General features: G+C 63.0%; 24 protein-coding genes, 1 tRNA gene and 1 pseudogene. 5 read left to right on the top strand and 21 right to left on the bottom strand.

Annotated features, from left to right (window positions below):
• Positions 1-68 precede the first annotated feature (68 nt).
• The 11 genes from phoR to D7S89_RS06110 form a co-directional block, all read right to left on the bottom strand.
• Positions 69-1382 (bottom strand): phosphate regulon sensor histidine kinase PhoR, encoded by a 1314-nt coding sequence (gene phoR / locus D7S89_RS06055; RefSeq protein ID WP_121276629.1) that lies wholly within the window; start codon positions 1380-1382, stop codon positions 69-71.
• An 85-nt stretch (positions 1383-1467) separates the two neighbouring features.
• Positions 1468-2169 carry a phosphate regulon transcriptional regulator PhoB gene (gene phoB, locus D7S89_RS06060; RefSeq protein WP_121276631.1) on the bottom strand — a complete coding sequence of 234 codons (702 nt, stop codon included), beginning with the start codon at positions 2167-2169 and terminating at the stop codon, positions 1468-1470.
• Between the two features lie 19 nt (positions 2170-2188).
• Entirely contained in the window at positions 2189-2893 is a 705-nt protein-coding gene (gene phoU / locus D7S89_RS06065) for a phosphate signaling complex protein PhoU (protein WP_121276633.1), read from the bottom strand.
• Positions 2894-2914: 21 nt separating this feature from the next.
• Positions 2915-3763, bottom strand: coding sequence for a phosphate ABC transporter ATP-binding protein PstB (pstB, locus tag D7S89_RS06070; RefSeq protein WP_121276635.1), 849 nt, complete (start codon positions 3761-3763; stop codon positions 2915-2917).
• Between the two features lie 13 nt (positions 3764-3776).
• Positions 3777-4673, bottom strand: a complete 897-nt coding sequence (gene pstA / locus D7S89_RS06075; protein ID WP_121276637.1) for a phosphate ABC transporter permease PstA — start codon at positions 4671-4673, stop codon at positions 3777-3779.
• Positions 4670-5650, bottom strand: coding sequence for a phosphate ABC transporter permease PstC (gene pstC / locus D7S89_RS06080; protein ID WP_121276639.1), 981 nt, complete (start codon positions 5648-5650; stop codon positions 4670-4672). Before pstC ends, pstA begins: the two co-directional genes overlap by 4 nt.
• Positions 5651-5749: 99 nt before the next feature.
• Entirely contained in the window at positions 5750-6784 is a 1035-nt protein-coding gene (gene pstS, locus D7S89_RS06085) for a phosphate ABC transporter substrate-binding protein PstS (protein ID WP_121276641.1), read from the bottom strand.
• A gap of 271 nt (positions 6785-7055) precedes the next feature.
• The gene (gene glmM, locus D7S89_RS06095; RefSeq protein WP_121276643.1) at positions 7056-8414 is read right to left on the bottom strand and encodes a phosphoglucosamine mutase; all 1359 of its coding nucleotides are present in this window, start codon (positions 8412-8414) and stop codon (positions 7056-7058) included.
• Between the two features lie 38 nt (positions 8415-8452).
• Entirely contained in the window at positions 8453-9352 is a 900-nt protein-coding gene (gene folP / locus D7S89_RS06100; RefSeq protein ID WP_121277318.1) for a dihydropteroate synthase, read from the bottom strand.
• Positions 9353-9466: 114 nt separating this feature from the next.
• Positions 9467-11356, bottom strand: a complete 1890-nt coding sequence (gene ftsH / locus D7S89_RS06105) for an ATP-dependent zinc metalloprotease FtsH (RefSeq protein ID WP_121276645.1) — start codon at positions 11354-11356, stop codon at positions 9467-9469.
• Positions 11357-11534: 178 nt separating this feature from the next.
• Positions 11535-12197 (bottom strand): RlmE family RNA methyltransferase, encoded by a 663-nt coding sequence (locus D7S89_RS06110; RefSeq protein ID WP_121277319.1) that lies wholly within the window; start codon positions 12195-12197, stop codon positions 11535-11537.
• Positions 12198-12346: 149 nt separating this feature from the next.
• On the opposite strand from D7S89_RS06110, the gene D7S89_RS06115 reads away from it, so the two are divergent.
• Entirely contained in the window at positions 12347-12880 is a 534-nt protein-coding gene (locus D7S89_RS06115) for a YhbY family RNA-binding protein (RefSeq protein WP_121276647.1), read from the top strand.
• A 66-nt stretch (positions 12881-12946) separates the two neighbouring features.
• Here the strand turns inward: D7S89_RS06115 and D7S89_RS06120 are convergent, their stop codons facing one another.
• The 6 genes from D7S89_RS06120 to gloB all read right to left on the bottom strand — a co-directional run bounded on the left by D7S89_RS06120 (position 12947) and on the right by gloB (position 21651).
• Positions 12947-13447 carry a DUF4149 domain-containing protein gene (locus D7S89_RS06120; protein ID WP_121276649.1) on the bottom strand — a complete coding sequence of 167 codons (501 nt, stop codon included), beginning with the start codon at positions 13445-13447 and terminating at the stop codon, positions 12947-12949.
• A gap of 14 nt (positions 13448-13461) precedes the next feature.
• A complete protein-coding gene (greA, locus tag D7S89_RS06125; protein WP_121276651.1) occupies positions 13462-13938 on the bottom strand; it encodes a transcription elongation factor GreA in 477 nt (158 codons plus the stop codon).
• Between the two features lie 146 nt (positions 13939-14084).
• On the bottom strand, positions 14085-17339 hold the full coding sequence (gene carB, locus D7S89_RS06130) for a carbamoyl-phosphate synthase large subunit (protein WP_121276653.1): 3255 nt from the start codon (positions 17337-17339) through the stop codon (positions 14085-14087).
• 75 nt (positions 17340-17414) lie between these two features.
• Entirely contained in the window at positions 17415-18563 is a 1149-nt protein-coding gene (gene carA, locus D7S89_RS06135; protein ID WP_121276655.1) for a glutamine-hydrolyzing carbamoyl-phosphate synthase small subunit, read from the bottom strand.
• Positions 18564-19068: 505 nt separating this feature from the next.
• Positions 19069-20703: a transglycosylase SLT domain-containing protein gene (locus D7S89_RS06140; protein WP_121277320.1), complete on the bottom strand. Its 1635-nt coding sequence runs from the start codon at positions 20701-20703 to the stop codon at positions 19069-19071.
• A 156-nt stretch (positions 20704-20859) separates the two neighbouring features.
• A complete protein-coding gene (gene gloB / locus D7S89_RS06145; RefSeq protein WP_121277321.1) occupies positions 20860-21651 on the bottom strand; it encodes a hydroxyacylglutathione hydrolase in 792 nt (263 codons plus the stop codon).
• An 18-nt stretch (positions 21652-21669) separates the two neighbouring features.
• Here gloB and D7S89_RS06150 point away from each other — a divergent pair, with 18 nt between their 5' ends.
• The 4 genes from D7S89_RS06150 (at position 21670) to D7S89_RS06165 (ending at position 23955) form a co-directional block, all read left to right on the top strand.
• Entirely contained in the window at positions 21670-22494 is an 825-nt protein-coding gene (locus D7S89_RS06150; RefSeq protein WP_121276657.1) for a class I SAM-dependent methyltransferase, read from the top strand.
• Between the two features lie 10 nt (positions 22495-22504).
• Entirely contained in the window at positions 22505-22951 is a 447-nt protein-coding gene (gene rnhA, locus D7S89_RS06155; RefSeq protein WP_121277322.1) for a ribonuclease HI, read from the top strand.
• 125 nt (positions 22952-23076) lie between these two features.
• A complete protein-coding gene (gene dnaQ / locus D7S89_RS06160) occupies positions 23077-23832 on the top strand; it encodes a DNA polymerase III subunit epsilon (protein ID WP_121276659.1) in 756 nt (251 codons plus the stop codon).
• 48 nt (positions 23833-23880) lie between these two features.
• A tRNA-Val gene (locus tag D7S89_RS06165) sits at positions 23881-23955 on the top strand.
• 212 nt (positions 23956-24167) lie between these two features.
• Here D7S89_RS06165 and D7S89_RS06170 read toward each other — a convergent pair.
• The 4 genes and pseudogenes from D7S89_RS06170 to D7S89_RS06185 all read right to left on the bottom strand — a co-directional run.
• Positions 24168-24284 (bottom strand): annotated as a pseudogene (locus tag D7S89_RS06170) (type II toxin-antitoxin system RelE/ParE family toxin); the annotation flags it as partial.
• A gap of 128 nt (positions 24285-24412) precedes the next feature.
• Complete coding sequence (locus D7S89_RS06175; RefSeq protein ID WP_147426600.1) at positions 24413-25369, bottom strand: hypothetical protein; 957 nt, start codon at positions 25367-25369, stop codon at positions 24413-24415.
• Between the two features lie 204 nt (positions 25370-25573).
• The gene (locus tag D7S89_RS06180) at positions 25574-25864 is read right to left on the bottom strand and encodes an addiction module antidote protein (RefSeq protein WP_121276663.1); all 291 of its coding nucleotides are present in this window, start codon (positions 25862-25864) and stop codon (positions 25574-25576) included.
• A 1-nt stretch (position 25865) separates the two neighbouring features.
• On the bottom strand, positions 25866-26165 hold the full coding sequence (locus D7S89_RS06185; RefSeq protein ID WP_121276665.1) for a type II toxin-antitoxin system RelE/ParE family toxin: 300 nt from the start codon (positions 26163-26165) through the stop codon (positions 25866-25868).
• Positions 26166-26202 lie beyond the last annotated feature (37 nt).

The raw sequence follows: 26202 nt of genomic DNA on the forward strand, positions 1-26202 counted from the left end.
CGACGGATCACCGGTGCAATAAAAAAACGCCCACATGGGCGTTTTTTTATTGCGGGTGGACGACGAGCTTACGCGTGCACGGCCTGACGGCGCGCCGTGCGCTGCGCGGGAAAGCGCACGCTGAACGTGCTGCCGTGCCCTTCTTCGCTGCGCACCTCGAGCACCGCGTCGTGGCGCTGCAAGACGTGCTTGACGATCGCCAGGCCCAGTCCCGTTCCGCCCGTATCGCGCGAGCGGCTGCGGTCGACGCGGTAAAAGCGCTCGGTCAGACGCGGAATGTCGGCCGGCGGAATACCGAAACCCGTATCCTGCACCGAGAACAGCGCTTTCCCGCCCGACGCCTGCCATTGAACGTGGATCGTGCCGCCCTCCGGCGTATAGCGCACCGCGTTGGTCACCAGATTGCCGAGCGCGCTGAGGATCTCGGTTTCTCCGCCCGTCACCGTCAGCGTGTCGTCGACGTCGAACGTGATCTGATGGCGGCCGCCCGACAGCGTGGCCGCGTCCTCGCGCAGATGATTGATGACCGAGCGCATATCGACGGCCTGATCGCCAGGCGGGCGTACATCGCCTTCGAGCTTCGCGAGCACGAGCAGCGCATCGACGATATTGCGCATGCGCGACGCCTGTTGCTCCATGAGCTCCAGATAGCGCGCACGTTCGTCCTCGGCGAGCGGCAGCTCACGCATCGTCTCGAGAAACCCCGACAGCACGGTAAGCGGCGTCTTCAGCTCGTGCGACACGTTCGCGACGAAATCGCGCCGCATCGAATCGGTGCGCTCGAGCTCCGTGATATCGGCCGACAACACGAGCTTGCGATTCTCGCCATAGGGAAACACCTGCACCGACAGCACGTTCTGGCGCTTCCCGCCCATGCCGCGCATCACGAGCATTTCATCGTATTGGTGAGAATTCAGATAGCGCACGAAATCGGGATGACGTACGAGGTGCGTGATGTGCTGACGCAGATCGCGCTTCGCATCGAGGCCGAAATGCTGCTCGGCGATCGCATTGCACCACTCGATCTGATCGTGATCGTCGAGCATCGCCACGCCGTTCGGCGAGGCCTGGATCGCTTGAATGAAGCGCGAGTGCTGCTGTTCGACCTGGCGCACCTGCGCATGCCAGCGTTTCGCGAGCTTGTGCAGCCGATAGTAGATTTCGCCCCACACGCCGGGCGCGCTCGGCACTTCCCCATACACGGGTGCATCGAGCAGGCGCCACAGCCGCTGCGTGTGATAGGTGCTGAAGAAGGTCTGCGCGATGAGCGCGATGAGCGCGACGACCAGCGCCGTCTTGACGCCCACGATGGCCGCAATCGCTGTGCTCAGGACGGCGAGCAGCGCGAGCGACACGATCGAACGTGCCCAGATGATGTTCATGTGAGCCCGAATCCTACGGCCGAAGAAAAACAGTCTGCGCTCGAGCACACGTCATGCGTGGCACGAGCGCCCATGCTTGTGCGAGTCAGGCGCTCTTCGCGAGGCGATAGCCGCTGCCACGCACGGTTTCGATCATAGCATCGCACCCTGCGGGCTTGAGTGCGGCACGCAGACGCTTGATGTGCACGTCGACGGTGCGTTCCTCGACGAACACATGATCGCCCCACACCTGATCGAGCAATTGCGTGCGGCTGTGCACGCGCTCGGGATGCGTCATGAAGAAATGCAGCAGCCGGAACTCGGTGGGCCCGAGGTCGAGCTTGATCTCGGCGCCAGCCGTATTGGCCGCTACGCGATGCGTGGCCGGATCGAGCTTGAGCCCATTGATCGCGACGACGTCCTCGGTCAACTGCGGGGCGCGCCGGCGCAGCACGGCCTTGATGCGGGCCATCAGCTCCTTCGGCGAGAACGGCTTGGTCACGTAATCATCGGCGCCGATCTCGAGCCCGAGCACCTTGTCCTGCTCATCGCCGCGCGCGGTCAGCATGATGATCGGAATATGCTTGGTGCGCTCGTTGCTGCGCAGATCCCGCGCGAACGCGATCCCCGATTTGCCCGGCAACATCCAGTCGAGCAGGACGAGGTCGGGCAGAACGTCGCTGATGAGCTGCTGGGCCTGCTCGGCGTTGTAGGCGCGGATCGGACAATGACCCGCGTGCTGCAAGTTGACCGAAATCAGTTCGGAAATCGCTGGCTCATCTTCGATGATCAGAATGCTGCTCGGCATCGGCAACCTCTAGAGACGGTTAACTAAGCGCTTCGCGTTCGAGCGCATCGCGCGACTTGTGCCGCACGTCGGTGCCCTTCACGATGTAGATGATGAATTCGGCGATGTTCTTCGCGTGATCGCCGATCCGTTCGATCGCCTTGGCGATGAACAGGTATTCGAGCCCCGCCGAAATCGTGCGCGGGTCCTCCATCATGTACGTCACCAGCTTGCGCACGAAGGCGCGGAATTCTTCGTCGATGGCCTTGTCGTCGCGCACGATCTGCGCGGCGGCCACCGTGTCGAGCCGGGCGAACGCATCGAGCGCACGGCGCAGGATCGTGGCGGCCATCTCCCCGGAGAGCTTGATCTCGGCGATGTTGACCGTGCGCGAGCTGCCGTCCTCGGCCAAACGTTTCACACGCTTGGCGATCTTATCGGCCTCGTCGCCGGCACGCTCGAGGTTCGTGATCGTCTTGGAGATCGCCAGCAACAGACGCAGGTCGCGCGCGGCGGGCTGCCGGCGCGCGATGATGTTGCTGCACTCCTCGTCGATCGTGATCTCCATCGTGTTCAGCGTTTCTTCCGCCGCGATCACTTGATCGGCGATCTCGATGTCGAAATCGTTGAGCGCGTGCATCGCACGCGTGATCTGGGCTTCGACGAGACCACCCATTTCCAGCACCTTCGACGAGACCAGATTGAGGTCGGCGTCGAACTGGCTCGACATATGCTTATCGGACATTTTTTGCTCCCTCCCGATTCATCAGCCGAAACGGCCGGTGATGTAGTCTTCGGTTTCCTTCCGCACCGGCTTGATGAAGATCTTCTCGGTGTCGCCGAATTCGACCAGCTCGCCGAGGTACATATAACCCGTGTAGTCGGAGCAACGGGCCGCCTGCTGCATGTTGTGCGTGACGATGACGACCGTGTAGTCGTTCTTCAGCTCGGCGATCAGTTCTTCGACGCGGCCTGTCGAGATCGGATCGAGCGCCGAGCACGGCTCGTCGAGCAGCAGCACCTCGGGGCGAATCGCGATGCCGCGCGCGATGCACAGACGCTGTTGCTGGCCGCCGGACAGCCCGTAGCCGCTCTGGCCCAGCTTGTCCTTCACTTCGTTCCACAGCGCGGCCTTCGAGAGCGCCCATTCGACGCGGTCGTCCATCTCCGAGCGCGACAGCGACTCGAACATGCGCACGCCGAACGCGATGTTGTCGTAGATCGACATCGGGAACGGCGTGGGCTTCTGGAACACCATGCCCACGCGTGCGCGCAACAGCGAAATGTCGCGCTTGGTCGTGAGCAGGTTCTCGCCGTCCATGTTGATCTCGCCTTCGGCCCGTTGCTCCGGATAAAGGGCAAACATCTTGTTGAACGTGCGCAGCAGCGTGGATTTCCCACAGCCCGAGGGGCCGATGAACGCCGTCACCTTGCCTTCGGGAATATCCAGGTTGATGTTCTTGAGCGCGTGGTACTTGCCGTAGAAGAAGTTCAGATTCTTCACTTCAATTTTAGCCCGCATCGGCGCGAGCGAGCGCTCGTTCTGAGCGGGATCGAAGCCGGCCGGCGCCGCGGGGCGCTCGACATGGGTAAGGTGACTTTCAGCCATATTCATGGACACTCCGCGGCTACTTCTTGCCGAACATCGCACGCGCGAGGATGTTCAATCCGAGCACGCCGAGGGTAATCAGGAACACACCCGCCCACGCCAGCGACTGCCACTGCGAGAACGGACTCATTGCGAACTTGAAGATCGTGACGGGCAGGTTCGCGATCGGCTGCCCCATGTCGAGCGAGAAGAACTGGTTCGACAACGCCGTGAACAGCAGCGGCGCCGTCTCGCCCGCGATGCGCGCGATCGCGAGCAGCACGCCCGTCACCACGCCGGCCATCGATGCCTTCAGCGTGATCGACAGGATCATCTTCCACTTCGGCACGCCCAGCGCGAATGCCGCTTCGCGCAGCGCGTTGGGCACGAGCCGCAGCATGTTCTCGGTCGTGCGGATCACGATCGGAATCTGCAGCAAGGCGAGCGCGATCGCGCCGGACCAGCCCGAAAACCGCCCCATTTTCGCGACGACGAGTTCGTACACGAACAGGCCGACGACGATCGACGGTGCCGACAACAGGATGTCGTTGATGAAGCGCGTCGTGCTCGCGAGCCAGCCCTTCTGGCCGTACTCGGCGAGATACACGCCGGCCAGTACGCCGATCGGCGTGCCGATGGCCGTCGCGATGCCCACCAGCATGAGGCTGCCGACGATCGCGTTCGCGAGACCACCGCCGTCGGTGTTCGGGGGCGGCGTCGACTGCGTGAACAGTTCGACCGACAATCCGCCGACGCCGAGGCGCAGCGTCGTGTACAGAATCCACACGAGCCACAGCAGGCCGAACGCCATGGCCCCGAGCGACATGGTGAGCGCGAACGCATTGATGGCGCGGCGACGGCGCTGCAAGCGGTCGCGCGTCGCCTGCAAAACTTCGGGGCTCGCCGAGCCCGGCACGTGCATGGCAGGCCGATTCATTTCGCCCCCTCTCGTTTCTCAAGGCGCAGCAACATGATCTTGGAAATCGCCAGCACGATGAACGTGATCACGAACAGAATGAGGCCGAGCTCCATCAGCGCGGCCGTATGCAGGCCCGGGCTCGCTTCCGCGAATTCGTTCGCGAGCGCCGAGGTAATGCTGTTGCCGGGAGAGAACAGCGACACGTCGCTGAGCAGATTCGTATTGCCGATCACGAACGTGACGGCCATCGTTTCGCCGAGCGCGCGGCCGAGCCCCAGCATGACGCCGCCGATCACACCGCTTTTCGTGAACGGCAGCACGATCTTCCACATGACTTCCCAGGTCGTGCAGCCGATGCCGTAGGCCGACTCTTTCAGCAGCACGGGCGTGACTTCGAACACGTCGCGCATGACCGAAGCGATGTACGGAATGATCATGATCGCGAGAATGACGCCCGCGCACAGGATGCCGATGCCGATCGGTGCGCCTTGGAAGAGCGCGCCGACGATCGGAATCGATCCGAGCACCTGGCCGACGGGCTTTTCGAAGTACGTTGCGAAAATCGGGGCGAACACGAGCAGGCCCCACATGCCGTAGACGATCGACGGAATGGCGGCGAGCAGCTCGATGGCGATGCCGAGCGGACGGCGCAGCCACGCCGGCGACAACTCGGTCAGAAAGAGCGCGATGCCGAAGCTCACAGGCACCGCGATGAGGAGTGCGATAAACGACGTGACGATGGTGCCGTAGATGGGCACGAGCGCGCCGAACTTGTTGCTGGGAGGATCCCATTCGGCCGACCAGAGAAAGCTCAGGCCGAATTGATGGATCGTCGGCAGCGAGGCGACGATCAGCGAAACGATGATGCCGCCGAGCAACAGCAGCGTCACGATGGCCGCCAGACGCGCGAGATTGCCGAAGACGATGTCGCCGAGGCGGCTGGGCGCACGCTGCGCGTGGCTGCCGGGAGGCGACATGAGATTGATGTCGGACATGTGAACCTGTTTCCTGTTGCCGCACGCACACCGCGTGCAGCGATGGCGATGCCCGGCAAAGCCTGCAGGCCTTGCCGGGCGTCTTTCAGGGCCGATTACTTACTCAGCAGCGACTGCCTTGCCCGAAGCGTCCTTCACCTTCTCCTTCCACTGCGTACGGATTTCCGAGACGACCGACGGCGGCAGCGAGATGTAGTCGAGATCATCCGCAGCTTGCGTGCCGTTCTTGAACGCCCAGTCGAAGAACTTCAGCGTTTCCTTGCCTTGCTCAGGCTTGTCTTGCGCCGTGTGCAGCAGCACGAACGTCGCGCCGACGACCGGCCATGCGTCCTTGCCCGGCTCGTTCGTGAGGATCTGGTAGAACGACTTCTTCCAGTCCGCGCCCGCAGCAGCAGCCTTGAACGTCTCGGTCTTCGGCTGGACGACTGCGCCCGTACCGTTCTGCATCGACGTGTACGTCATGTGGTTCTGCTTCGCGTAGGCCCACTCGACGTAGCCGATGGCGCCCGGCAGACGCTGCACGAATGCCGCGACGCCGTCGTTACCCTTGCCGCCCGTGCCGACCGGCCAGTTCACGGTCGTGCCTTCGCCGACCTTCGACTTCCATTCCGGGCTCACCTTCGACAGGTAGTTCGTCCAGATGAAGCTCGTGCCCGAACCGTCAGCGCGGCGCACGACAGCGATATCCGTGTCGGGCAGCTTGACGCCCGGGTTCAGCTTGGCGATTTCCGCGTCATTCCACTTCTTGATCTTGCCGAGGTAGATGTCGGCCAGCACGGCGCCCGACAACACGACTTGACCCGGCTTCACGCCCGGCAGGTTGATCGCCGGCACGACGCCGCCCACCACCGTCGGGAACTGGAACAGGCCGTTCTTGGCGAGATCTTCGTCCTTCAGCGGCGCATCCGAGCCCGCGAAATCGACCGTCTTCGCTTCGATCTGCTTGATACCGCCCGACGAACCGATGCCTTGATAATTGACCTTGCCACCACCCGTCTTTTGATAGGCATCGGCCCATTTCGTGTAGATCGGTGCGGCAAAGGTGCTGCCCGCGCCGGTGATGTCGGCGGCTTGCGCGGCGATCGCGAAGAGCGCGCCAGCGATGCCAGCGAACGCGGTTTGCATCAATTTCATGGAATAACCCCTTGTGGTGTGGTCGTGTGGACTGCTGCGACACCGCGAAGATTAGGTCGTTTCTATGACAGTAATATGACGGAAGATGAACCGAACGTGACAGTCGCCTTACCGCGTTGAAAGCGACTTAGCAGACAATATCGATAGATACGACGAAATTAGGCGCCATCTCGGCGCACCACCTGCTCCGTGAAATATGACAAGACTAGGAGAAAAACGCAGCTTTGCCAGCGCTTTTCTCCTGGTAGATTCGTAGGCTGATCGTCGATCGTCAGGCTGTCGCCTGCTCGACGGCACGTGCGATGTCTTGCGCATGGCGCACCGCAGCCTCGCGCTGCGACGCCTCCACCATCACGCGCAGCACGGGCTCGGTGCCCGAGGCGCGGATCAGCACGCGGCCGCTTTCGCCGAGCGCGCGCTCGGCTTCGGCCACGGCCTGCTTGATCGCGTCGCTGCCCTTCCAGTCGGCGCCGGGACGCATGCGCACGTTGATGAGCTCCTGCGGGAACAGCGTGACACCGTTGAGCAGTTCGGCCAGAGTACGGCCGCTGCGCCGGATGGCTGCCAGCACGAGCAGCGCCGAGACGATGCCGTCGCCGGTCGAATGACGGTCGAGCGACAGGATGTGGCCAGAACCTTCGGCGCCCAGCTCCCAACCGCGCTCGCGCAGTTGCTCGAGCACATAGCGGTCGCCCACGGCGGCGCGCACGAACGACACCCCCTCGCGCGCGAGCGCCACTTCCACGGCCATGTTCGTCATCAGCGTGCCGACCGCGCCGGGCACCTTGCCGGCGGTGGCGATGCGATCCTTCACGAGCACGTAGAGCAGTTCGTCGCCGTTGTAGAGGCGCCCGCTCGCATCGACGATCTGCAGGCGGTCCGCGTCGCCGTCGAGCGCGATGCCGAGATCGGCTCGATTGGCGCGCACCGCGCGCATCAGCGCATCGGGCGCCGTAGCGCCGACGCCATCGTTGATGTTGAAGCCGTTCGGCGCGACGCCGATCGAGACGACATCCGCCCCGAGCTCGTGGAACACGTGCGGCGCGATGTGATAAGCCGCGCCATGCGCGCAATCGACGACCAGCTTGAGCCCGTGCAGGTCGAACGCCGCCGGAAACGTGCTTTTGCAGAATTCGATGTAGCGGCCAGCCGCATCGTCGAGGCGTCTCGCCTTGCCGAGTTGCTCGGACGGCGCGCAGGAGAGCGGCGAATCGAGTTGCTTTTCGATTTCGAGCTCGATCTCGTCGGGCAGCTTGTTGCCATCGGCGCTGAAGAATTTGATGCCGTTATCGTAGTACGGATTGTGCGATGCACTAATGACGACGCCGGCCGCCAGGCGCAGCGCACGCGTCAGATAGGCGACGCCGGGCGTCGGCATCGGGCCGGCCAGCATCACGTCGACGCCCGCCGCCGAAAAGCCCGCTTCGAGCGCCGCTTCGAGCATATAGCCCGACACGCGCGTGTCCTTGCCGATCAGCACCGTCGGGTGCGTGCCGCTTTTGGCGAAGCGGTCCGACCCTGCCAGCACCTTGCCGGCCGCATAACCGAGCCGCAGTACGAAATCGGGCGTGATCGGCGTCTCGCCGACTTTGCCGCGCACACCATCGGTACCGAAATAGCGACGTGCCATCGTCAACCTTCCTTGTGTTCTGTCTTGAGAAGTGGAGATCAGCTGCTGCGCGCGGCATCGCGCACGGCAGCCCAGATTTTCAAAGCGTCGACGGTTTGCCTGACATCGTGAGCGCGCACGATCGCGGCACCGCGTTCGGCCGCACACACCGCCGCCGCGAGACTGGCCGCGACACGCTCTTCTGGCGTGTCGCGGCCAGTCACGATGCCGAGCATCGACTTGCGGGACATGCCCGCGAGAATTGGAAACGGCCGCGCGCCATCCGGGGCAAGCGGGGCTGTCTCGCGCAGATGCGCAAGCAACGCGTAGTTGTGTTCGAGCGTGGCCTTGCCAAAGCCGAAGCCGGGGTCGACGCTGATGCGCGCCTGGTCGATGCCCTCGCCGGTCAGTACGTCGACGCGCGCTTGCAGAAACGCGCGAACCTCAGCCACCACGTCGTCGTAAGCGGGCTCGCCGCGCTGCATCGTCTGCGGCTCGCCGAGCATGTGCATGACGCACAGGCCGCAGCGGCTGTCGCGTACGGCGTCGATCGCGCCCGGCTGCCGGAAACCCCAGATGTCGTTGATCAGGTCGGCGCCGGCCGCCAGCGCGGCGCGCATGACTGCAGGCTTGTAGGTGTCGATCGACAGCGGCACGTCGACGCCTCGCAGCGCTTCGACGATCGGCACGACGCGCTCGAGCTCTTGCTCGAGCGGCACAGGCGGCGCGCCTGGGCGTGTCGACTCGCCGCCGATGTCGATCAGATCGGCACCCTCATCCAACATTTGCTCGACCTGGCGCAGCGCGGCATCGCGCGCGACGTAGCGACCGCCGTCGGAGAACGAGTCGGGCGTGACATTGAGAATGCCCATCACGCGCGGACGCTCGAACGTCAACGTGAAACGGCCGCATTGCAGCGGCTCAGGCTCTTGAAACAGCGAAAAATCGGTGTTCGACACGGCAGACAACGATGGGGAACAAAGCACGCAAGCCAATGCGATCAGGCGCACCGGCCAATGAAAAACGGGCCGATGCGGTTATCGCACGGCCCGTCGGTCATCGATCGTCGGACGTCATGCCGGTGCGGCAGCGCTGCCCGGCTTCACTTCAGCGCCCGAGCTGCCGTTGCTGCCCGACGAAATGTCGCCGGGGGGCACGCTCTTGGGCGAGCGCGGCGGGCGGCCTTCCATGATGTCGTTGATCTGATCGGCATCGATCGTTTCCCACTCCATCAGCGCGGCCGTCATGGCCTCGACCTTGTCGCGGTTTTCTTCGAGCAGACGACGTGCGAGGCTGTACTGATCGTCGAGCACGCGGCGGATTTCCGCGTCGACCTTCTGCTGCGTCGCTTCCGAGATCGCACGCGTAAAGCCGCGGCCGAACGGCGAGGCCTCGCCTTCGTCGTCGACATAGACCATCGGCCCCAACGCGTCGGTCATGCCGAAACGCGCCACCATCGCACGGGCCGTTTGCGTGGCCTTGTTGAAATCGTCCGATGCACCGGTGCTGATGAGGTTGAGGAACAGCTCTTCCGCGACACGGCCACCGAACAGGATGGCCAGACGATCGAGCAGATAATCCTTCGAATACGTCTCGTTGTCGTGCTCGGGCAGCTGCCACGTCACGCCGAGCGCACGGCCACGCGGAATGATCGTGACCTTGTGAACCGGGTCCGCCTTCGGCAGGAGCTTCGCGACGACGGCGTGACCGGCCTCGTGATAAGCCGTGGCGCGCTTCGCCTCTTCACGGATGACGGCCGACTTGCGCTCCGGACCCATGAAGATCTTGTCTTTCGCGTCCTCGAAGTCCTGCATTTCGACGATGCGCTTACCGCGGCGTGCCGCGAACAGCGCGGCCTCGTTGACGAGGTTCGCGAGATCGGCACCCGAAAAGCCCGGCGTACCACGCGCGATGACGCCGGCGTCGACATCGTTGGCGATCGGCACCTTGCGCAGGTGCACCTTCATGATTTGTTCGCGGCCGCGGATGTCGGGCAGGCCCACATACACCTGACGGTCGAAACGGCCCGGGCGCAGCAGCGCCTTGTCGAGCACGTCGGAGCGGTTCGTCGCGGCAATCACGATGACGCCCGAGTTCGCCTCGAAGCCGTCCATCTCGACGAGCATCTGGTTCAGCGTCTGCTCACGCTCGTCGTTGCCACCGCCCATGCCGGCGCCGCGATGACGGCCGACCGCGTCGATTTCGTCGATGAACACGATGCAAGGCGCGTGCTTCTTCGCCTGCTCGAACATGTCGCGCACACGTGCGGCACCCACGCCGACGAACATTTCGACGAAGTCCGAACCGGAAATGCTGAAGAACGGCACCTTCGCTTCGCCCGCGATCGCGCGAGCAAGCAGCGTCTTACCGGTACCCGGGGGGCCGACCAGCAGGACGCCACGCGGGATACGACCGCCAAGCTTCTGGAATTTCTGCGGATCGCGCAGGAAGTCGACGAGTTCGGAGACTTCTTCCTTCGCTTCGTCGCAGCCTGCGACGTCGGTGAAATTGATGGCGTTGTTGTTCTCGTCGATGAGCCGTGCGCGGGATTTGCCGAACGAGAAGGCGCCGCCTTTGCCCCCGCCCTGCATCTGTCGCATCATGTAGAACCAGAACCCGATGATCAGGATCGTCGGCCCCAGGTAGTACAGTGCCGAGACCAGTGCGCTCGGTTCTTCGTCGGCCTTGCCGCTCACCTGAACGCCGTACTTCATCAGGTCGCCGACCATCCAGATGTCGCCCGGCGACACGATCTGATACTTTTGACCGTCAGCCGGGGTGACCGTGAGATTGCGCCCCTGAACGATGACCGTCTTGATCTTGCCGTTCTTCGCGTCGTCCATGAATTGCGAGTACGACACGCCCTCCTGAACGCGGGGCTTGTCGAACTGCTTGAACACCGTAAACAGCACCAGTGCGATGACCAACCACACTGCTGCCTTCGAAAACATATTGTTGTTCAAAGCACCACTCCTTCCTCATAGACGTGTGCCTACATTTACCTTGCGGCACCACGAAAGCATTCTAATCCAGTCCGTAGACCCCTGCCATAACGTTTCACTACCGCAAAAATAGCCGCTTGCGCAATCGCGCGAGCGTTTTCGCGATGGAAAAGCCGGCCTTGGGCTCGTCTTCCTGACGTCAACCGGGCCGCTTCAGATGCTTGCCCAGGATGAAAGTTTCGGACGATTTGTCGCGCGATGCTTTCGGCTTTCGCGCGGCGACCGTTTTAAATTGTCGCTTGAACTTCTCCACGATCTGGCTGTAACCGCTGCCGTGAAAACATTTGACCAGCAGCGCGCCCTCAGGCTTCAAATGATTCTGCGCAAATTCGAGCGCCAGATCACATACGTGCTCGATTCGAGCCGCATCTGCCACGGCCACGCCGGACAGGTTGGGGGCCATGTCGGAAATTACAAGGTCCACCTGACGCGAACCGACAACTTCTTCGAGTTGCGCGAGCACGCTGTCCTCGCGGAAATCGCCCTGAATGAAATGCACGTCGGCGATCGGCTCCATCGGCAGGAGGTCGAGGGCAATGATCGTGCCGTCGATGCCGCCTTCGCGCTGCGCGTCGCGCCGGCCGCCCTGCGCCAGCTTGTTGCGCACGTACTGGCTCCAGCTGCCTGGTGCCGAGCCGAGGTCGACGATGACCTGCCCCGGGCGGATCAATTTGTCCTGCTCGTCGATTTCCTTGAGCTTGTACGCCGCGCGCGCGCGATATCCCTCACGCTGCGCGAGTTTGACGTAAGGATCGTTGATGTGATCGTGCAACCACGATTGATTGAAGCGGTTTTTTGCCATTGAAGGATAACTGTTGCTGCGTCGCGCCGTACTTTTGGCGGATAATACGCGTTTTGCCGGCAAGACGGCCGGCCAGCCGCCGTCACGCGCCTTTGCACGCATGCGTGCCGCGCGGCCGCCCACATTTTAGTCGAGTTGTCGATCCACCTATGCCAGCCCTGAAAGTCTCCCCCGCCGAACGCGCCGAACTGCGTTCCCAGGCCCACGCGCTCAAACCGGTCGTGCTGATCGGTGCCGAAGGGCTGACCGATGCCGTGCTGGCCGAAATCAAAGTCCACCTCGCCGCCCATCAGCTGATCAAGATCCGCGTGTTCGGCGACGAGCGTGAGGAGCGCGTGGCGATCTACGACGAAATCTGCGACCGCCTTAGCGCCGCGCCGATCCAGCACATCGGCAAGCTGCTGGTGATCTGGAAGCCCGAGGCACAGCAGCCGGCCGCCGCGCCGCGCGGCAAACGCGCCGCAGGCCTGCCGAGCGTGCGCGAGGCAGCCGAGGAAAAGCCGCGCCGCGGCGCCGCACCGCGTGTCGTCAAGGTCGTCAAGCAAACCGACAACCCGATGCGCAAACCCAAAGCCCAGAAAGTGGTCGTACGCGGTAACGAGCGCGTAACGGCCGGCGGTACGGTCAAGCGCGCCAAGAAGCGGCAGACCAGCGCCAAGCGCCCGCATCAATCCGTGAAATAAACGTGGCACACTGCCGGGCGCGGCTGCCCAAGCCCGCGCCCGGCAGCAGGACAAGCGGTGCGCCGGTCAAGCAGGCGCGCCCGTCCCTTTCAACTCGCCCGCGCGTTCGTCGACGGGCAGCGTCCAGATCAGCCCCAGCCCCAACAGGCTCTCGAGCAGGTAAAACGCACTCGAGACGCCGTGCAGCACGCCGAAGCGCACTGCATAGGCGGAATGGCCGACGTCGGTGCCGGCCGCCAGCGCAGCCGTACGCAGCGCATCCATGAACGGCTGCAGCGCGAAGTACCCGATCAGCACGCACACGAGCATGCCCGCGAGCAGCCAACGCAGCCGCCGATATCCTGCGACACCACGACGCACGAGCAGATTGCCGAGCGCCAGAGCCAAGACCCCGCACAGCACACCGACGATCGCCTCGATGCGAAAGAGCTTCGCGGCCACGGAGCCGGCAGCCACGCGATCGAGCAAAGCGAACAGCGTCGGCGCAACCGCATAGCCGATCGTCAACAGACTGCCGACCCAGAAGGTGACCAGCAGCCGGAAGACGCGTTGCGGGGTCGAAGACACGTCGCGTGTTCTATTCAAACGTAGCGGACCGAGATGATTTCGTATTCGCGCACGCCACTCGGAGCCTGCACGGCGGCCACATCGCCTTCGAATTTACCGATCAGCGCACGGGCGATCGGCGAGCTGATCGAAATCAGACCGTGCTCGAGGTCGGCTTCGTCGTCACCGACGATCTGGTACGTGACCGCATCGCCCGAGTCGAGATCTTCGAGGTCGACCGTCGCGGCGAACACCACGCGGCCTTCGGCGTCGAGCGTAGAAGGATCGATGACTTGCGCAGCAGCCAGCTTCGACTCGATCTCGGCAATGCGCCCCTCGATGAAGCCCTGCTTTTCTTTCGCCGCATCGTACTCGGCGTTTTCGGACAAATCCCCTTGCGCGCGCGCCTCGGCGATCGAATTGATGACCGACGGGCGCTCGACGGATTTCAGTCGCTGCAATTCCTCGCGCAACTGGTCAGCGCCCCGCTTCGTCAATGGAATGGTGCTCATAGACAGATCAGTAAAGAAAAATTCGGCAATAAAAAAGCGCCGCGGTTAAGTGCATCCTCTCAAGCGACGGCTGCCACCGAGAGGACACCGCTTAACCGCGGCATCTGGAGTCCGTTCCGACCCCAGCTAGGATAGGTAATGAAGGGTTAGTTTAGGCGAGCGTGAAGCCCTTGTAAATCATAGACTTCCAAGTTCTTCAGATAACGCAGACCCTCCACCGCGGCCCGGGCACCCGACATCGTCGTGTAGTACGTGACCTTGTTCGCCTGCGCGCTCATGCGGATCGAACGCGAGTCGGCGATCGCTGCACGTGTCTCGTCGACGGTCGTGAAAACGAGCGCGATTTCGCCGTTCTTGATCATGTCGACAATGTGCGGACGGCCGTCCTTCACCTTGTTGACGACCTTGACCGGCACACCGGCCTCGGCGATCGCCGCAGCCGTGCCCTTCGTCGCGACGAGCGGATAGCCGAGTTCGTGCAGCATGCGCGCCACTTCGACGGCCTTCGGCTTGTCGGCGTCCATCACCGTCAGCAGCACCGTGCCCGATTCGGGCAAGCGCGAACCGGCCGCGAGCTGCGACTTGAACAGCGCTTCGCCGAACGTCTGGCCCACGCCCATCACCTCGCCGGTCGAGCGCATTTCGGGTCCGAGCACCGGGTCGACGGACGGGAACTTCACGAACGGGAACACCGCTTCCTTCACGCTGAAGTACGGCGGCTCGACTTCCTTGGTCACGCCCTGCTCGGCCAACAACTGGCCGACCATCGCACGCGCCGCGATCTTCGCGAGCGGCAGCCCCGTCGCCTTCGACACGTACGGCACCGTGCGCGAGGCGCGCGGATTGACTTCGAGCACGTAGATGATGTCGTTGACCGAGCCGTCGGCCGCGCGCACCTGCTGGATCGCGAACTGGACGTTCATGAGGCCCACGACGTTGAGCGCCTTGGCCATCGCGGCGGTCTGGCGCTTGAGCTCGTCGATGGTCGCCTTCGACAGCGAGTACGGCGGCAGCGAGCACGCCGAGTCGCCCGAGTGCACACCGGCCTGCTCGATGTGCTCCATCACGCCGCCGATGAACACCTGCTTGCCATCGGAGATACAGTCGACGTCGCACTCGATCGCGTCGTTGAGGAAGCGGTCGAGGAGCACCGGCGAATCGTTCGACACCTTCACGGCCTCGCGCATGTAGCGCTCGAGGTCACGCGGCTCGTGCACGATCTCCATCGCGCGGCCGCCCAGCACGTACGACGGACGCACGACGAGCGGATAGCCGATTTCGTCGGCAAGCGCGAGCGCTTCGGACTCCGCGCGCGCCGTGCGGTTCGGCGGCTGGCGCAGTTGCAGGTCTTGCAGCAGCTTCTGGAAGCGTTCGCGGTCTTCGGCCGCGTCGATCATGTCGGGCGAGGTGCCGATGATCGGCACGCCGTTCGCCTCGAGATCGAGCGCGAGCTTCAGCGGCGTCTGGCCACCGTATTGCACGATCACGCCGAGCGGCTTTTCCTTGTCGACGATCTCGAGCACGTCCTCGAGCGTCAACGGCTCGAAGTACAGGCGATCGGACGTGTCGTAGTCGGTCGACACCGTCTCGGGGTTGCAGTTGACCATGATCGTCTCATAGCCGTCCTCACGCATCGCGAGCGCCGCGTGCACGCAGCAGTAGTCGAACTCGATGCCCTGCCCGATGCGGTTCGGACCGCCGCCGAGCACCATGATCTTCTTGTTCGACGTCGGCTGCGCCTCGCATTCCTCTTCATACGTCGAATACATGTAGGCCGTTTTCGTCGCGAACTCGGCCGCACAGGTATCGACGCGCTTGTAGACGGGGCGCACGCCCTGCTCGATGCGGCGACGGCGCACGTCGGTCTGCGACGCGCCCAGCAGCTTGGCCAGACGACGATCCGAGAAGCCGCTGCGCTTCAGATAGCGCAGTTCGTCCTTGCTCAGGCTCTCGAGCGACCGGCCCGCGAGCGCCTTTTCCTTCAGCACGATTTGCTCGATCTGCGCGAGGAACCACGGATCGATCGCCGTTTCCTCGAACACCTCGTCGAGCGACATGCCGAGGCGGAACGCGTCGCCCACGTACCAAATGCGCTCAGGCCCCGCATCACCGATTTCGCGCACGACTTCGTCGCGGCTCGTCGTCTTTTCGTCGAGGCCGTCCACGCCGACTTCGAGACCGCGCAGCGCCTTCTGGAACGACTCCTCGAACGTGCGGCCGATCGCCATTACCTCGCCGACCGACTTCATCTGCGTCGTCAGACGCGAGTCGGCCTCGCGGAACTTCTCGAATGCGAAGCGCGGGATCTTCGTGACGACGTAGTCGATCGTCGGCTCGAACGAGGCCGGCGTCTGACCGCCCGTGATCTCGTTCTTGAGCTCGTCGAGCGTGTAGCCGACCGCCAGCTTCGCTGCCACCTTCGCGATCGGGAAGCCCGTCGCCTTCGAGGCCAGGGCCGACGAACGCGACACGCGCGGGTTCATCTCGATGACGATGATGCGGCCGTCCTTCGGATTGATCGAGAACTGAACGTTCGAACCACCCGTGTCGACGCCGATCTCGCGCAGCACTGCCAGCGACGCGTTGCGCAGCAGTTGATATTCCTTGTCGGTTAGCGTTTGCGCGGGCGCGACGGTGATCGAGTCGCCCGTGTGGATGCCCATCGGGTCGAGGTTCTCGATCGAGCAGACGATGATGCAGTTGTCGGCGCGGTCGCGCACCACTTCCATCTCGTACTCTTTCCAGCCCAGCAGCGATTCTTCGATCAGGAGCTCGCGCGTCGGCGACAGATCGAGGCCGCGACGGCAGATTTCTTCGAATTCCTGACGGTTATAGGCAATGCCGCCGCCCGAGCCGCCCAACGTGAACGACGGACGAATGACGACCGGATAGCCGGGGCCGCCCGTTTGCACGGCGATGTCGGCCTGCACCGTCAGCGCCTCTTCCATCGAATGCGCGACGCCCGACTTGGCCGAGCCGAGGCCGATCTTCGTCATCGCGTCCTTGAACTTCTGACGGTCTTCGGCCTTGTCGATCGCTTCGGGCGAGGCACCGATCAGCTCGACGCCGTACTTGGTCAGCACGCCGTGGTGATGCAGATCGAGCGCGCAGTTGAGCGCCGTCTGGCCACCCATCGTGGGCAGGATCGCGTCCGGGCGCTCCTTGGCGATGATGCGCTCGACCACTTCCCACGTGATCGGCTCGATGTAGGTCACATCGGCCGTGTTCGGGTCGGTCATGATCGTCGCAGGGTTGCTGTTGACGAGGATGACCTTGTAGCCCTCCTCACGCAGCGCCTTGCATGCCTGCGCGCCCGAATAGTCGAACTCGCAAGCCTGACCGATGATGATCGGCCCTGCGCCGATGATGAGAATGCTCTTGATGTCTGTCCGCTTCGGCATAACGCTCTCGCTAATATATTCCTGTGTCTTCTCTTCGGGCCGCGGCGCTTCATTCGCTCGCTGGCCAAGCACGCATCAGGCGGCCGCGCTACCGCGCTTGGCGTCCATCAACGCGGTGAAGCGGTCGAACAGATAGCCGATGTCGTGCGGCCCAGGCGACGCTTCCGGGTGACCCTGGAAGCAGAACGCGGGCTTGTCGGTCAACTCGAAGCCTTGCAGCGTGCCGTCGAACAGCGAAACGTGCGTCGCGCGCGCGTTGGCCGGCAGCGTGTCCGCGTCGACCGCAAAGCCGTGGTTCTGCGACGTGATCACGACGCGGCCGTCGGTCAGGTCCTTGACCGGGTGGTTGGCACCGTGATGGCCCGTCTTCATCTTCATCGTCTTCGCGCCGACGGCCAGCCCCATGATCTGATGGCCGAGGCAAATGCCGAACGTCGGGACGCCGCGCTCGATGAATTCCTTGGTCGCCGCGATCGCGTAATCACAGGGCTCCGGATCGCCGGGGCCGTTCGAGAGGAACACGCCGTCCGGGTTGAGCGCGAGCGCTTCGGCGGCGCTCGATTGCGCCGGCAGCACCGTCACATGGCAGCCGCGCTCGGCCAGCATGCGCAGGATGTTGTACTTCACGCCGAAATCGAAGGCGACGACGCGGTACTTCGGCGTGCGCTGCGCGCCGTAGCCGCGGCCCAGTTGCCATTCGCTCTGCGTCCATTCGAACGGCTTGGTGGTCGAGACGACCTTGGCGAGGTCCATGCCGGCCAGCCCCGGGAACGAGCGCGCCAGCTCGATCGCGCGCGCTTCGTCGTCGCTCCCCGCCAGAATGCAGCCGTTTTGTGCGCCCTTGTCGCGCAGGATGCGCGTGAGGCGGCGCGTGTCGATGCCGGCGATCGCGACGACGCCTTCGTCGCGCAGATAGTCGCCGAGCGTGCGCTCCATGCGGAAGTTCGACGCACGCACGGGCAGATCGCGCACGATCAGGCCAGCGGCGTGCACCTTCGTTGCTTCGACATCCTCATTATTGACCCCGACGTTACCGATGTGCGGGTACGTGAGCGTCACGATCTGACGCGAGTAGCTCGGATCGGTGAGGATTTCCTGATAGCCGGTGATCGCGGTGTTGAACACGACTTCGCCGATCGTATGACCGGCAGCGCCGATCGAATAGCCGCGAAAGACCGTGCCGTCGGCGAGTGCGAGCAGAGCGGGAGGAAAAGACGGCAACACGGGGAAGCTCCTTGGGGAACACCCTGTTGCCGACCTATCTATCCGACCGTGCGGACTCTCGCCGCAAGGCGCGGCGATCATGAGCCCGCTCGCTGACGCTTCCGGTTCGCAAGGGCGCTCGAATGATCCGTTGTGCGGACGATTCGGCTGCTCGCTTGGATGGGCGGCGCGCGGCGGATGAACGGTTTGGGGGAGGTAGGCGCTAGGGTGCGGGTTGAATAGTGCAAACTTTCAAAGTATAGCCTGAAATACCCCTTCCCTTCAACGGAGAGCCGTCGCCGACGCCATCCGGCCGCGCACGAACGTGCCGCGAACCGGTGCACGCGCGACGCGCGTGCAGGGATTACAGCGGCGATCCTACACCCGCGGACGCCTGTCGGAAATGCCGGTTGCCCCGAGGCTCGCGAGCGCTGCATGGCCAACCGTTCGCGATATTTCGCTCCCCAAAAGAAAAACGCCGCCACGAGAGCGTGGCGGCGTCGGGTGCCCCGTGGCGAGCAGCCGCTTACTTGGTTTTCTTTGCGTCGGACGCCGCCTTCGGTTTCGACGGAGCGGCAGCCTTCGCCTTCGTCGACGACTTGGCCTTGACCGACGAACCGGCGGTCTTCACGACGCTCGTCCGGTGATGCCCCTTGCCGCCCTTTTCGACGTGCGACTTCGGCTTGACGTCGGCCGCCTGTGCATCGATCTTCTCGGCGCGTGCATCGGCAGGCATCGTCGTCGCGATCTTTTGCGGACCGGGCTCGGCCGGCATCGACTTGCCGACGGGCACGTGCAGCACGATCACCTGCCCCGGCGCGGCCATGTCGCGGTGCGTCTTGTTCCAGCTCTTCAACTGCGCGACCGAGACGCCATAGCGCGCGGCGATCGCCGACATCGATTGCTTGCGGCGCACGCGAATCAGCATCTTGCGCGTGTCGGGCACGTCGGGCTCCATCGCGAGCACGGCGCTCTCGGCAACGTCGGCGCTGATGTCCTCGTCGGCGTCATCATCGGAGCGCGGCACGACGAGCGTCGAACCGGGCTTCAGCCGCATACCGACCGGAATCTTGTTGACCGACATCAGCGTATCGGCGTCGACACCGATCTTCTCGGCCAGCGCCGCAGGGCGCGTGCGCTCGGTCACCGTATAGGTGGTCCACGACGACAGTTGGCCGTCATACGACTTCAGATTGCGCTCGAAGGCGCTCGCGTTGTCGAACGGCAGCAGGATCTGCGGCTGCGTCGCGCCGAGGATCACGGGCTTCGAGAACGACGGATTGAGCGCGCGGAATTCCTCGGGCGTCATGTTCGCGAGCTTGGCCGCCATGGTCACGTCGATGTCGTGCGATGTCGTGACCGTCACGAAGTACGGGTGATTCGGAATCGACGGCAAGGTCAACCCGAACGCCTGCGGATTCATGATGATGTTCTTGACGGCCTGCAGCTTCGGCACGTAATTGCGCGTCTCGTTCGGCATGCGCAGGCTCTGATAGTCGGTCGGCAGACCGGCCGCCTGATTGCGCGCCACCGCACGCTGCACGTTGCCCTCGCCCCAGTTGTACGCGGCGAGCGCGAGATACCAGTCGCCGAACATGTCGTGCAGGCGCGAGAGATAGTCGAGCGCGGCGCCCGTCGACGCGAGCACGTCGCGGCGCTCGTCCTGCCACATGTTCTGCTTGAGGTTGTAGGTGCGGCCCGTGCCCGGCACAAACTGCCACATGCCGGCCGCCTTCGCGACCGACAGCGCCTGCGGGTTGTAGGCCGACTCGATGAACGGCAGCAGCGCGAGCTCCGTCGGCATGTGGCGCGACTCGAGCTCTTCGACGATGTAATAGAGATACTTCTGCGAGCGCTCGGTCATGCGCTGCACGTAATCGGGACGCTGAGCGTACCAGTTCGCCTGCATGTCGACGAGGTCGCTCTGCAGATCGGTCAACTGGAAGCCGCGGCGGATCCGCCCCCATAGGTCCGCATCCGCGCTCGTCAATTGCTCGACGGAGCTGTTGTCGACGTCGATGGTCTGCTTGGCGGCGGTGGTGCGGAGGGAGTCGGGAGCGGCTTGCTGAGTGGAAGCGTCGGAGGAGGGGTTCGCCGTCGGGCCTTGGCTTGCGCAGGCGGCAAGCGTGAGGACCAATAGCGCACTGAAGATAAATCGCATGAACGTCTCGTGCTTCCAAAGCTGGAAATTGCCCGCGATAGTACGAAAGCACGCCGCCCACGTCAACTAAAAATCGTAAAAAAACCTGTCAAATCCGTGGGTTGGCGAATATTTCGGACCTTTTGACCGCGCCCCGCCCCCGCTCCCCCCCGCACATCAACTGAAGCGATTTTTCCATTCGCGCATCAACGCAAACGACGTCAGCCGATCAGGCACCGTTTCATGCAGCGCATCGGCCAGCGTCTGGCGGATGTCTTCGCGCTCCACGCGCAGGAACGGATTGACGGCGCGTTCGTGGCCGATCGTGGTCGGCAGCGTGGGCTCGTTGCGTGCGCGGCGCGCCGAGGCTTCGTCGTGCCACGCCTTGAGCTGCGCGTTGGCAGGTTCGACTGCCAGAGCAAAGCGAATATTGGACAACGTGTACTCGTGCGCGCAGTGCACCTGCGTCTCGCCCGGCAACGCCGCCAGCACATCGAGCGAGGCGAGCATCTGCTCCGGCGTGCCCTCGAACAGGCGCCCACAACCGCTGGCGAACAGCGTGTCGCCACAAAATACGTGAGGCGCCGCCCCGCCCTCGCCTGGCTGAAAGTACGCGATGTGGCCCCGCGTGTGGCCCGGCACCTCGAGTACGGTGAGCGCCATGTGCGGCGCTGCGATCCGCACGCGATCGCCACCCTTGAGCGGATGGGTGACCTCGGCGATGTGCTCGGCTGCCGGCCCGTAGACCGGGATTGCGGCGTTCGCGCATAACTCGGCCACCCCGCCGACGTGGTCTTGATGGTGGTGCGTGAGTAAAATAGCGCTCAGTCGCCAGCCCCGTCGCTGCAAATAGGCTTGCACGGGGGCGGCCTCACCCGGGTCGACCGCGACGGCATCGCGCCCGTCCGACACGAGCCAGATGTAGTTGTCAGCAAATGCCGGCACCGGCACGTATTCGAGCGTTTTCATAGGCGACGCGATCATCAGATGTCTGACCGACCGATTATAGACTGGCCCGCTTGGACCGACTCCCCGCCCGGGCGCTACGTGCTCGCGTGGGAACAGGCGCAGCTCGACCGCGTCGTGTCCGACGTGTTCGGCTATCACGCGCTGCAACTCGGACTGCCGCAGCTCGATGCGCTGCGCGAGAACCGCATGCCGTGCCGCGGGCTCGTGCTCGATGCCGCCAGCGGCGCGAGTGCGCCCTACACGTATCCGCCGGTCCAGGCCCAGCCACAGCCGACGCCCAGCGATCGCTACGCGCCCGACGGACGCGCGACGGTCTGGTGCGATTTCCTGGATCTGCCGTTCGAAGCGCAGAGCGTCGATCTGATCGTGATGCCGCACACGCTCGAATTCACGCGCGATCCGCATCGGCTGTTGCGCGAAGCCGAGCGCGTGCTGATGCCCGAAGGACAGCTGATCATTCTCGGCTTCAATTCGCTGAGTCTGTGGGGCGCGCGGCAGTCGTTCGGCAAGATGGCCGGGCGCCCGTTCGTGCCGGCCGCGCACGATCTGATTGCGTTCACGCGTATTAAGGACTGGATCAAGCTGCTCGGTTTCGAGCTTGAACGCGGACGCTTCGGCTGCTATCGTCCGCCGCTCGCGCACGAGCCGTGGCTCTCGCGCTTTGCATTCATGGAACAAGCCGGCGACCGCTGGTGGCCGATTTTCGGCGCCGCCTATATGGTGACGGCAGTCAAGCGCGTGCGCGGGATGCACCTCGTCGGCCCGATCAAGGCAAAGAAGCCGGTGCTCGCGCCGGGGCTCACCCCCGCGGCCACCCAGAAAACCCATCACCCGAGAATATGAAGTGACTGAAGTGACGCCCGAGTTCATCGAAATCTTTACGGACGGCGCCTGCAAGGGCAATCCTGGCCCCGGCGGCTGGGGTGCCGTGCTGCGCTACGGCACACAGGAAAAGGAGCTGTTCGGCGGCGAACCGGCGACGACCAACAACCGCATGGAGCTCATGGCCGTCATCGCCGCGCTCGAAGCGCTCAAGCGTCCGTGCCAGGCGATCGTCCATACCGACTCGCAATACGTCCAGAAAGGGATCAGCGAGTGGATCCACGGCTGGAAGAAGAAGAACTGGATGACGGCGGCGAAAACGCCGGTCAAGAACGCCGATCTGTGGAAGCGGCTCGATGCGCTGGCCGCGATGCATCGGATCGAGTGGCGCTGGGTGAAAGGCCATGCGGGCCACCCCGAGAACGAGCGTGCCGATGCGCTCGCCAACCGCGGTGTCAGTTCGCTATCAGAAGGCTGAAGCGATCAGGCATTTGCGCTGCGCTTGGCGTGCTTGGGGAGCGCGGCCTCCTTTAGGTGCCTGGCGCCCCTCCTGTCGTTCATAACATTGCTACTGTTTCTCCGTCCGTCGCGAGATATTCGAATATGCGTCAAATCGTCATCGATACCGAAACCACCGGCCTTAACGCGCGCACAGGCGATCGCATCCTCGAAGTCGGCGCAGTCGAGCTCGTCAATCGGCGGCTGACCGGCAACAACCTGCACATCTACATCAACCCCGAACGCGATAGCGACCCGGGCGCACTGGCGGTGCACGGCCTCACGACCGAGTTCCTCAGCGACAAGCCCAAGTTCGCGGAGATCGCCGACCAGTTGCGCGACTATGTGCGGGACGCGGAGCTCATCATCCACAACTCGGCGTTCGACATCGGCTTCTTCGAGGCGGAATTCGCGCTGCTCGGTTTGCCAAAGTTCATGGGCCACGTGAGCGGCGTCATCGACACCCTCTCGCAGGCCAAGCAGATGTTCCCGGGCAAGCGCAACTCGCTCGACGCGCTGTGCGACCGCTTCGGCATCAACAACTCGCACCGTAAGCTGCACGGCGCCCTGCTCGACTCGGAGCTGCTGGCCGAGGTGTATCTGGCGATGACGCGCGGTCAGGAGAGTCTCGTCATCGACATGCTCGGCGACACGCAAGCCAAAGCCGATGCGGCTGCGCCTGGGGCCGCGCTGGTGATCGACGGGCTCGAGCTGCCTGTGCTGGCGGCCGATGATGAGGAGCTTGCCGCGCATCAGGCGGTGCTCGATCAGCTCGACAAATCGGTCAAGGGGACGTGTGTTTGGCGGACTCAGCCGGTCGCTGAGACGGGTGCCGATGCGGCAGCTGCACAAGTCGTGTAAAAAGTACTTTACGACCTCGGAAAAGCCTGACATAATTCGAAGCTCTTCGGGTGGTTAGCTCAGCGGTAGAGCACTGCCTTCACACGGCAGGGGTCACTGGTTCGATCCCAGTACTACCCACCAGAATTCGTGGGTTGTAGAACCCGAAGAACAAAGGCCCTCTGGCGTAAGCCGAGGGCCTTTTTCTTTGCCGCCAAATCTCCGTGAATTTGCTTTTGGCGGAGCTTTGGCGGAACCGCAAATAAGCGGCAGGTCGTTGCTAGGCGGCGACCAATTCGCGCGGTGTGACTTCCCTCTCAATTTCCTTGCCATGCGCAGCAGATGAGGTTTTAAGGTCAAATGCCTGTTGCAGGTTGGAAACAAACTCGCCACTGGTCGTTTATGCGGATGCTGTGCTGACCTACGCGATCGCCTCGTAGCGCTTCAAGCCTGTTCCCACCAGGTCGATTTAACGCCAGGCTCCAGTCGCTGTTCCTTTTTTTCGCAGCGTCCTTGGCGATCTCGGAATATCACCCCTCACCCTTTCCCCGTGCAATGTTGCATTCGAAAATACTAACGGCGACAGCATCAGGCGGCACGATTACCGCCTATATTCTGGCTGCAACCAAATATCTTCAAGGCGTCGCTTCATTCGATTAAAGAGTGCGAGAAAACGCCCCCTATTATCGGGGATCTGCGCGATCGCAAAAAACTCCATAAAATAGTCGCCGAGATACGTCCGCTTGTTCCTGCGAATGGCCATTCGTTTTAGATAACCAATACTTTGCCGTTTTCCCGCGGCCAACGCTTCGCGGTAAATCTTCCTGATTCGCTTCTTGAGGGCTTTATGGGTGCAGTGCACTCGGACGTAATCTATGACCACGCGCTCGAACCATGACTCTGCCGTTTCTGCGAACCAGCGTCCGTTGACAAGCCGCCGCCTTTGTAGTCGGCGCACGCTGATGCCGGCATCCCAAGTTTGGAAAAGATCGGCGTAGAACTGTTTGAATCCTGTTTCGATCTCGTCAGGATACACGGGACCGGTGGGGGCCAACATGGCATAGCACGGGCTCGTACTGTATGCAGCAATCGCGCCAAGAAAGTAGGCCCCGAAGCACGCAGCAAACGACGCAAAGAGATTGTATTCGCACGCGATGTTCAACTGCCTCAGCAGTTCGGCGGCATCACGCCATGCGAGTTCGCTACCGTTTTCGAACTGGAGTCCGTCGTTTTCATCGCCATGACATTCGACGTGCAGCAATGGTATTTCGCCAGATTTGCATTCATCGACTAGCCTCAGGATGATCTCGCGAAAGTGGACCACGCTTTCGCACAATACAAACTCAATAGGTACGGGTTGATCTCGCTGGCTGTTGAGGCCCGCCAGGTAATCTCTCAGGATTGCACCGGTTTGGCGTTCATCAGGCTCGAGAGACTGGATGATGACAATCTTGGTAAAAGTGAACGGCGCATGCATAGGGCACGGAATCAGTAATTGATCCCCTATTTTACGTTCAAGCCCGCAGGAGAGGGGCATAGCTGGTATGCCGGAGTTCATTGGGCCAAATCTGCATCAAGTCGGGCGACCTTTACGTCGCGTTGTTCGGAAGAACTGAGCGGGCAAATAGCACAGCCTCCGGTCGACCAAAATCGGTGCGATCGCGTAGTCCCATGGCGATCGCGAGTCGTGCAGCACCACGCAGACGCTAGAGGCCACCAAGCTCGCATTGCTTCACATACAGGGTCTCGTGCTCGCCCCCATTCACGCGTGTGCAACCTTGGTCGTCAGTTCGAGGCCCAACGCTTTCATCACCGCCAGTATCGTCTTCAACGTCGGATTGCCTTGCTCGCTGAAGGAACGATAGAGCTGCTCGCGCGAGAGCCCCGTTTGCCCTGCGATCTGCGCCATGCCCTTAGCACGTGCCACTACACCAAGCGCATGCGCAATATAAGCCGCATCGTTCGTCTCGAACGCCTCAGCCATGAACACCGCAATCGCCTCGTCACTGCCTAAATCCTCGGCAGGATCATAGGTCGTCAACTTTTCGACCATTTCACTCTCCCAACTCATTCGCCAGACGCTTGGCCAACTCGATGTCCCTCGCTTGCCCGCTCTTCGTACCGCCGCACAGCAGTATGACGATCGTATCGCCCCGTTTCTGGAAGTAAATGCGGTAGCCCGGGCCATAGTGGATGCGCAACTCGCTGATCCCTTGCCCTACTGGCTCCACATCCCCCGCGTACCCAAAGGCCAGACGGTCCAGCCGCGACGCGATCAGCGCGCGAGCTCGCCCATCCTTGAGCCGCGCGCGCCATTTTCGGAAGGTTTCCGTTTGCTTGAGCTCGATCGTCATGGAATGAAATGCATTGTATTTTATAAACTACTCGATA

Source organism: Trinickia fusca (assembly GCF_003628145.1).
In the GTDB taxonomy this organism is placed as follows: domain Bacteria; phylum Pseudomonadota; class Gammaproteobacteria; order Burkholderiales; family Burkholderiaceae; genus Trinickia; species Trinickia fusca.

Coding starts and splice junctions, on each gene's coding strand:
- dnaQ (WP_121276659.1), top strand. CDS start 23,077: ATGCGTCAAATCGTCATCGATACCGAAACCACCGGCCTTAACGCGCGC.
- D7S89_RS06150 (WP_121276657.1), top strand. CDS start 21,670: ATGTCTGACCGACCGATTATAGACTGGCCCGCTTGGACCGACTCCCCG.
- phoR (WP_121276629.1), bottom strand. CDS start 1,382: ATGAACATCATCTGGGCACGTTCGATCGTGTCGCTCGCGCTGCTCGCC.
- D7S89_RS06185 (WP_121276665.1), bottom strand. CDS start 26,165: ATGACGATCGAGCTCAAGCAAACGGAAACCTTCCGAAAATGGCGCGCG.
- D7S89_RS06175 (WP_147426600.1), bottom strand. CDS start 25,369: ATGAACTCCGGCATACCAGCTATGCCCCTCTCCTGCGGGCTTGAACGT.
- D7S89_RS06110 (WP_121277319.1), bottom strand. CDS start 12,197: ATGGCAAAAAACCGCTTCAATCAATCGTGGTTGCACGATCACATCAAC.
- pstC (WP_121276639.1), bottom strand. CDS start 5,650: ATGTCCGACATCAATCTCATGTCGCCTCCCGGCAGCCACGCGCAGCGT.
- D7S89_RS06115 (WP_121276647.1), top strand. CDS start 12,347: ATGCCAGCCCTGAAAGTCTCCCCCGCCGAACGCGCCGAACTGCGTTCC.
- pstA (WP_121276637.1), bottom strand. CDS start 4,673: ATGAATCGGCCTGCCATGCACGTGCCGGGCTCGGCGAGCCCCGAAGTT.
- glmM (WP_121276643.1), bottom strand. CDS start 8,414: ATGGCACGTCGCTATTTCGGTACCGATGGTGTGCGCGGCAAAGTCGGC.
- D7S89_RS06180 (WP_121276663.1), bottom strand. CDS start 25,864: ATGGTCGAAAAGTTGACGACCTATGATCCTGCCGAGGATTTAGGCAGT.
- gloB (WP_121277321.1), bottom strand. CDS start 21,651: ATGAAAACGCTCGAATACGTGCCGGTGCCGGCATTTGCTGACAACTAC.
- pstS (WP_121276641.1), bottom strand. CDS start 6,784: ATGAAATTGATGCAAACCGCGTTCGCTGGCATCGCTGGCGCGCTCTTC.
- phoU (WP_121276633.1), bottom strand. CDS start 2,893: ATGTCCGATAAGCATATGTCGAGCCAGTTCGACGCCGACCTCAATCTG.
- D7S89_RS06140 (WP_121277320.1), bottom strand. CDS start 20,703: ATGCGATTTATCTTCAGTGCGCTATTGGTCCTCACGCTTGCCGCCTGC.
- carB (WP_121276653.1), bottom strand. CDS start 17,339: ATGCCGAAGCGGACAGACATCAAGAGCATTCTCATCATCGGCGCAGGG.
- greA (WP_121276651.1), bottom strand. CDS start 13,938: ATGAGCACCATTCCATTGACGAAGCGGGGCGCTGACCAGTTGCGCGAG.
- pstB (WP_121276635.1), bottom strand. CDS start 3,763: ATGAATATGGCTGAAAGTCACCTTACCCATGTCGAGCGCCCCGCGGCG.
- phoB (WP_121276631.1), bottom strand. CDS start 2,169: ATGCCGAGCAGCATTCTGATCATCGAAGATGAGCCAGCGATTTCCGAA.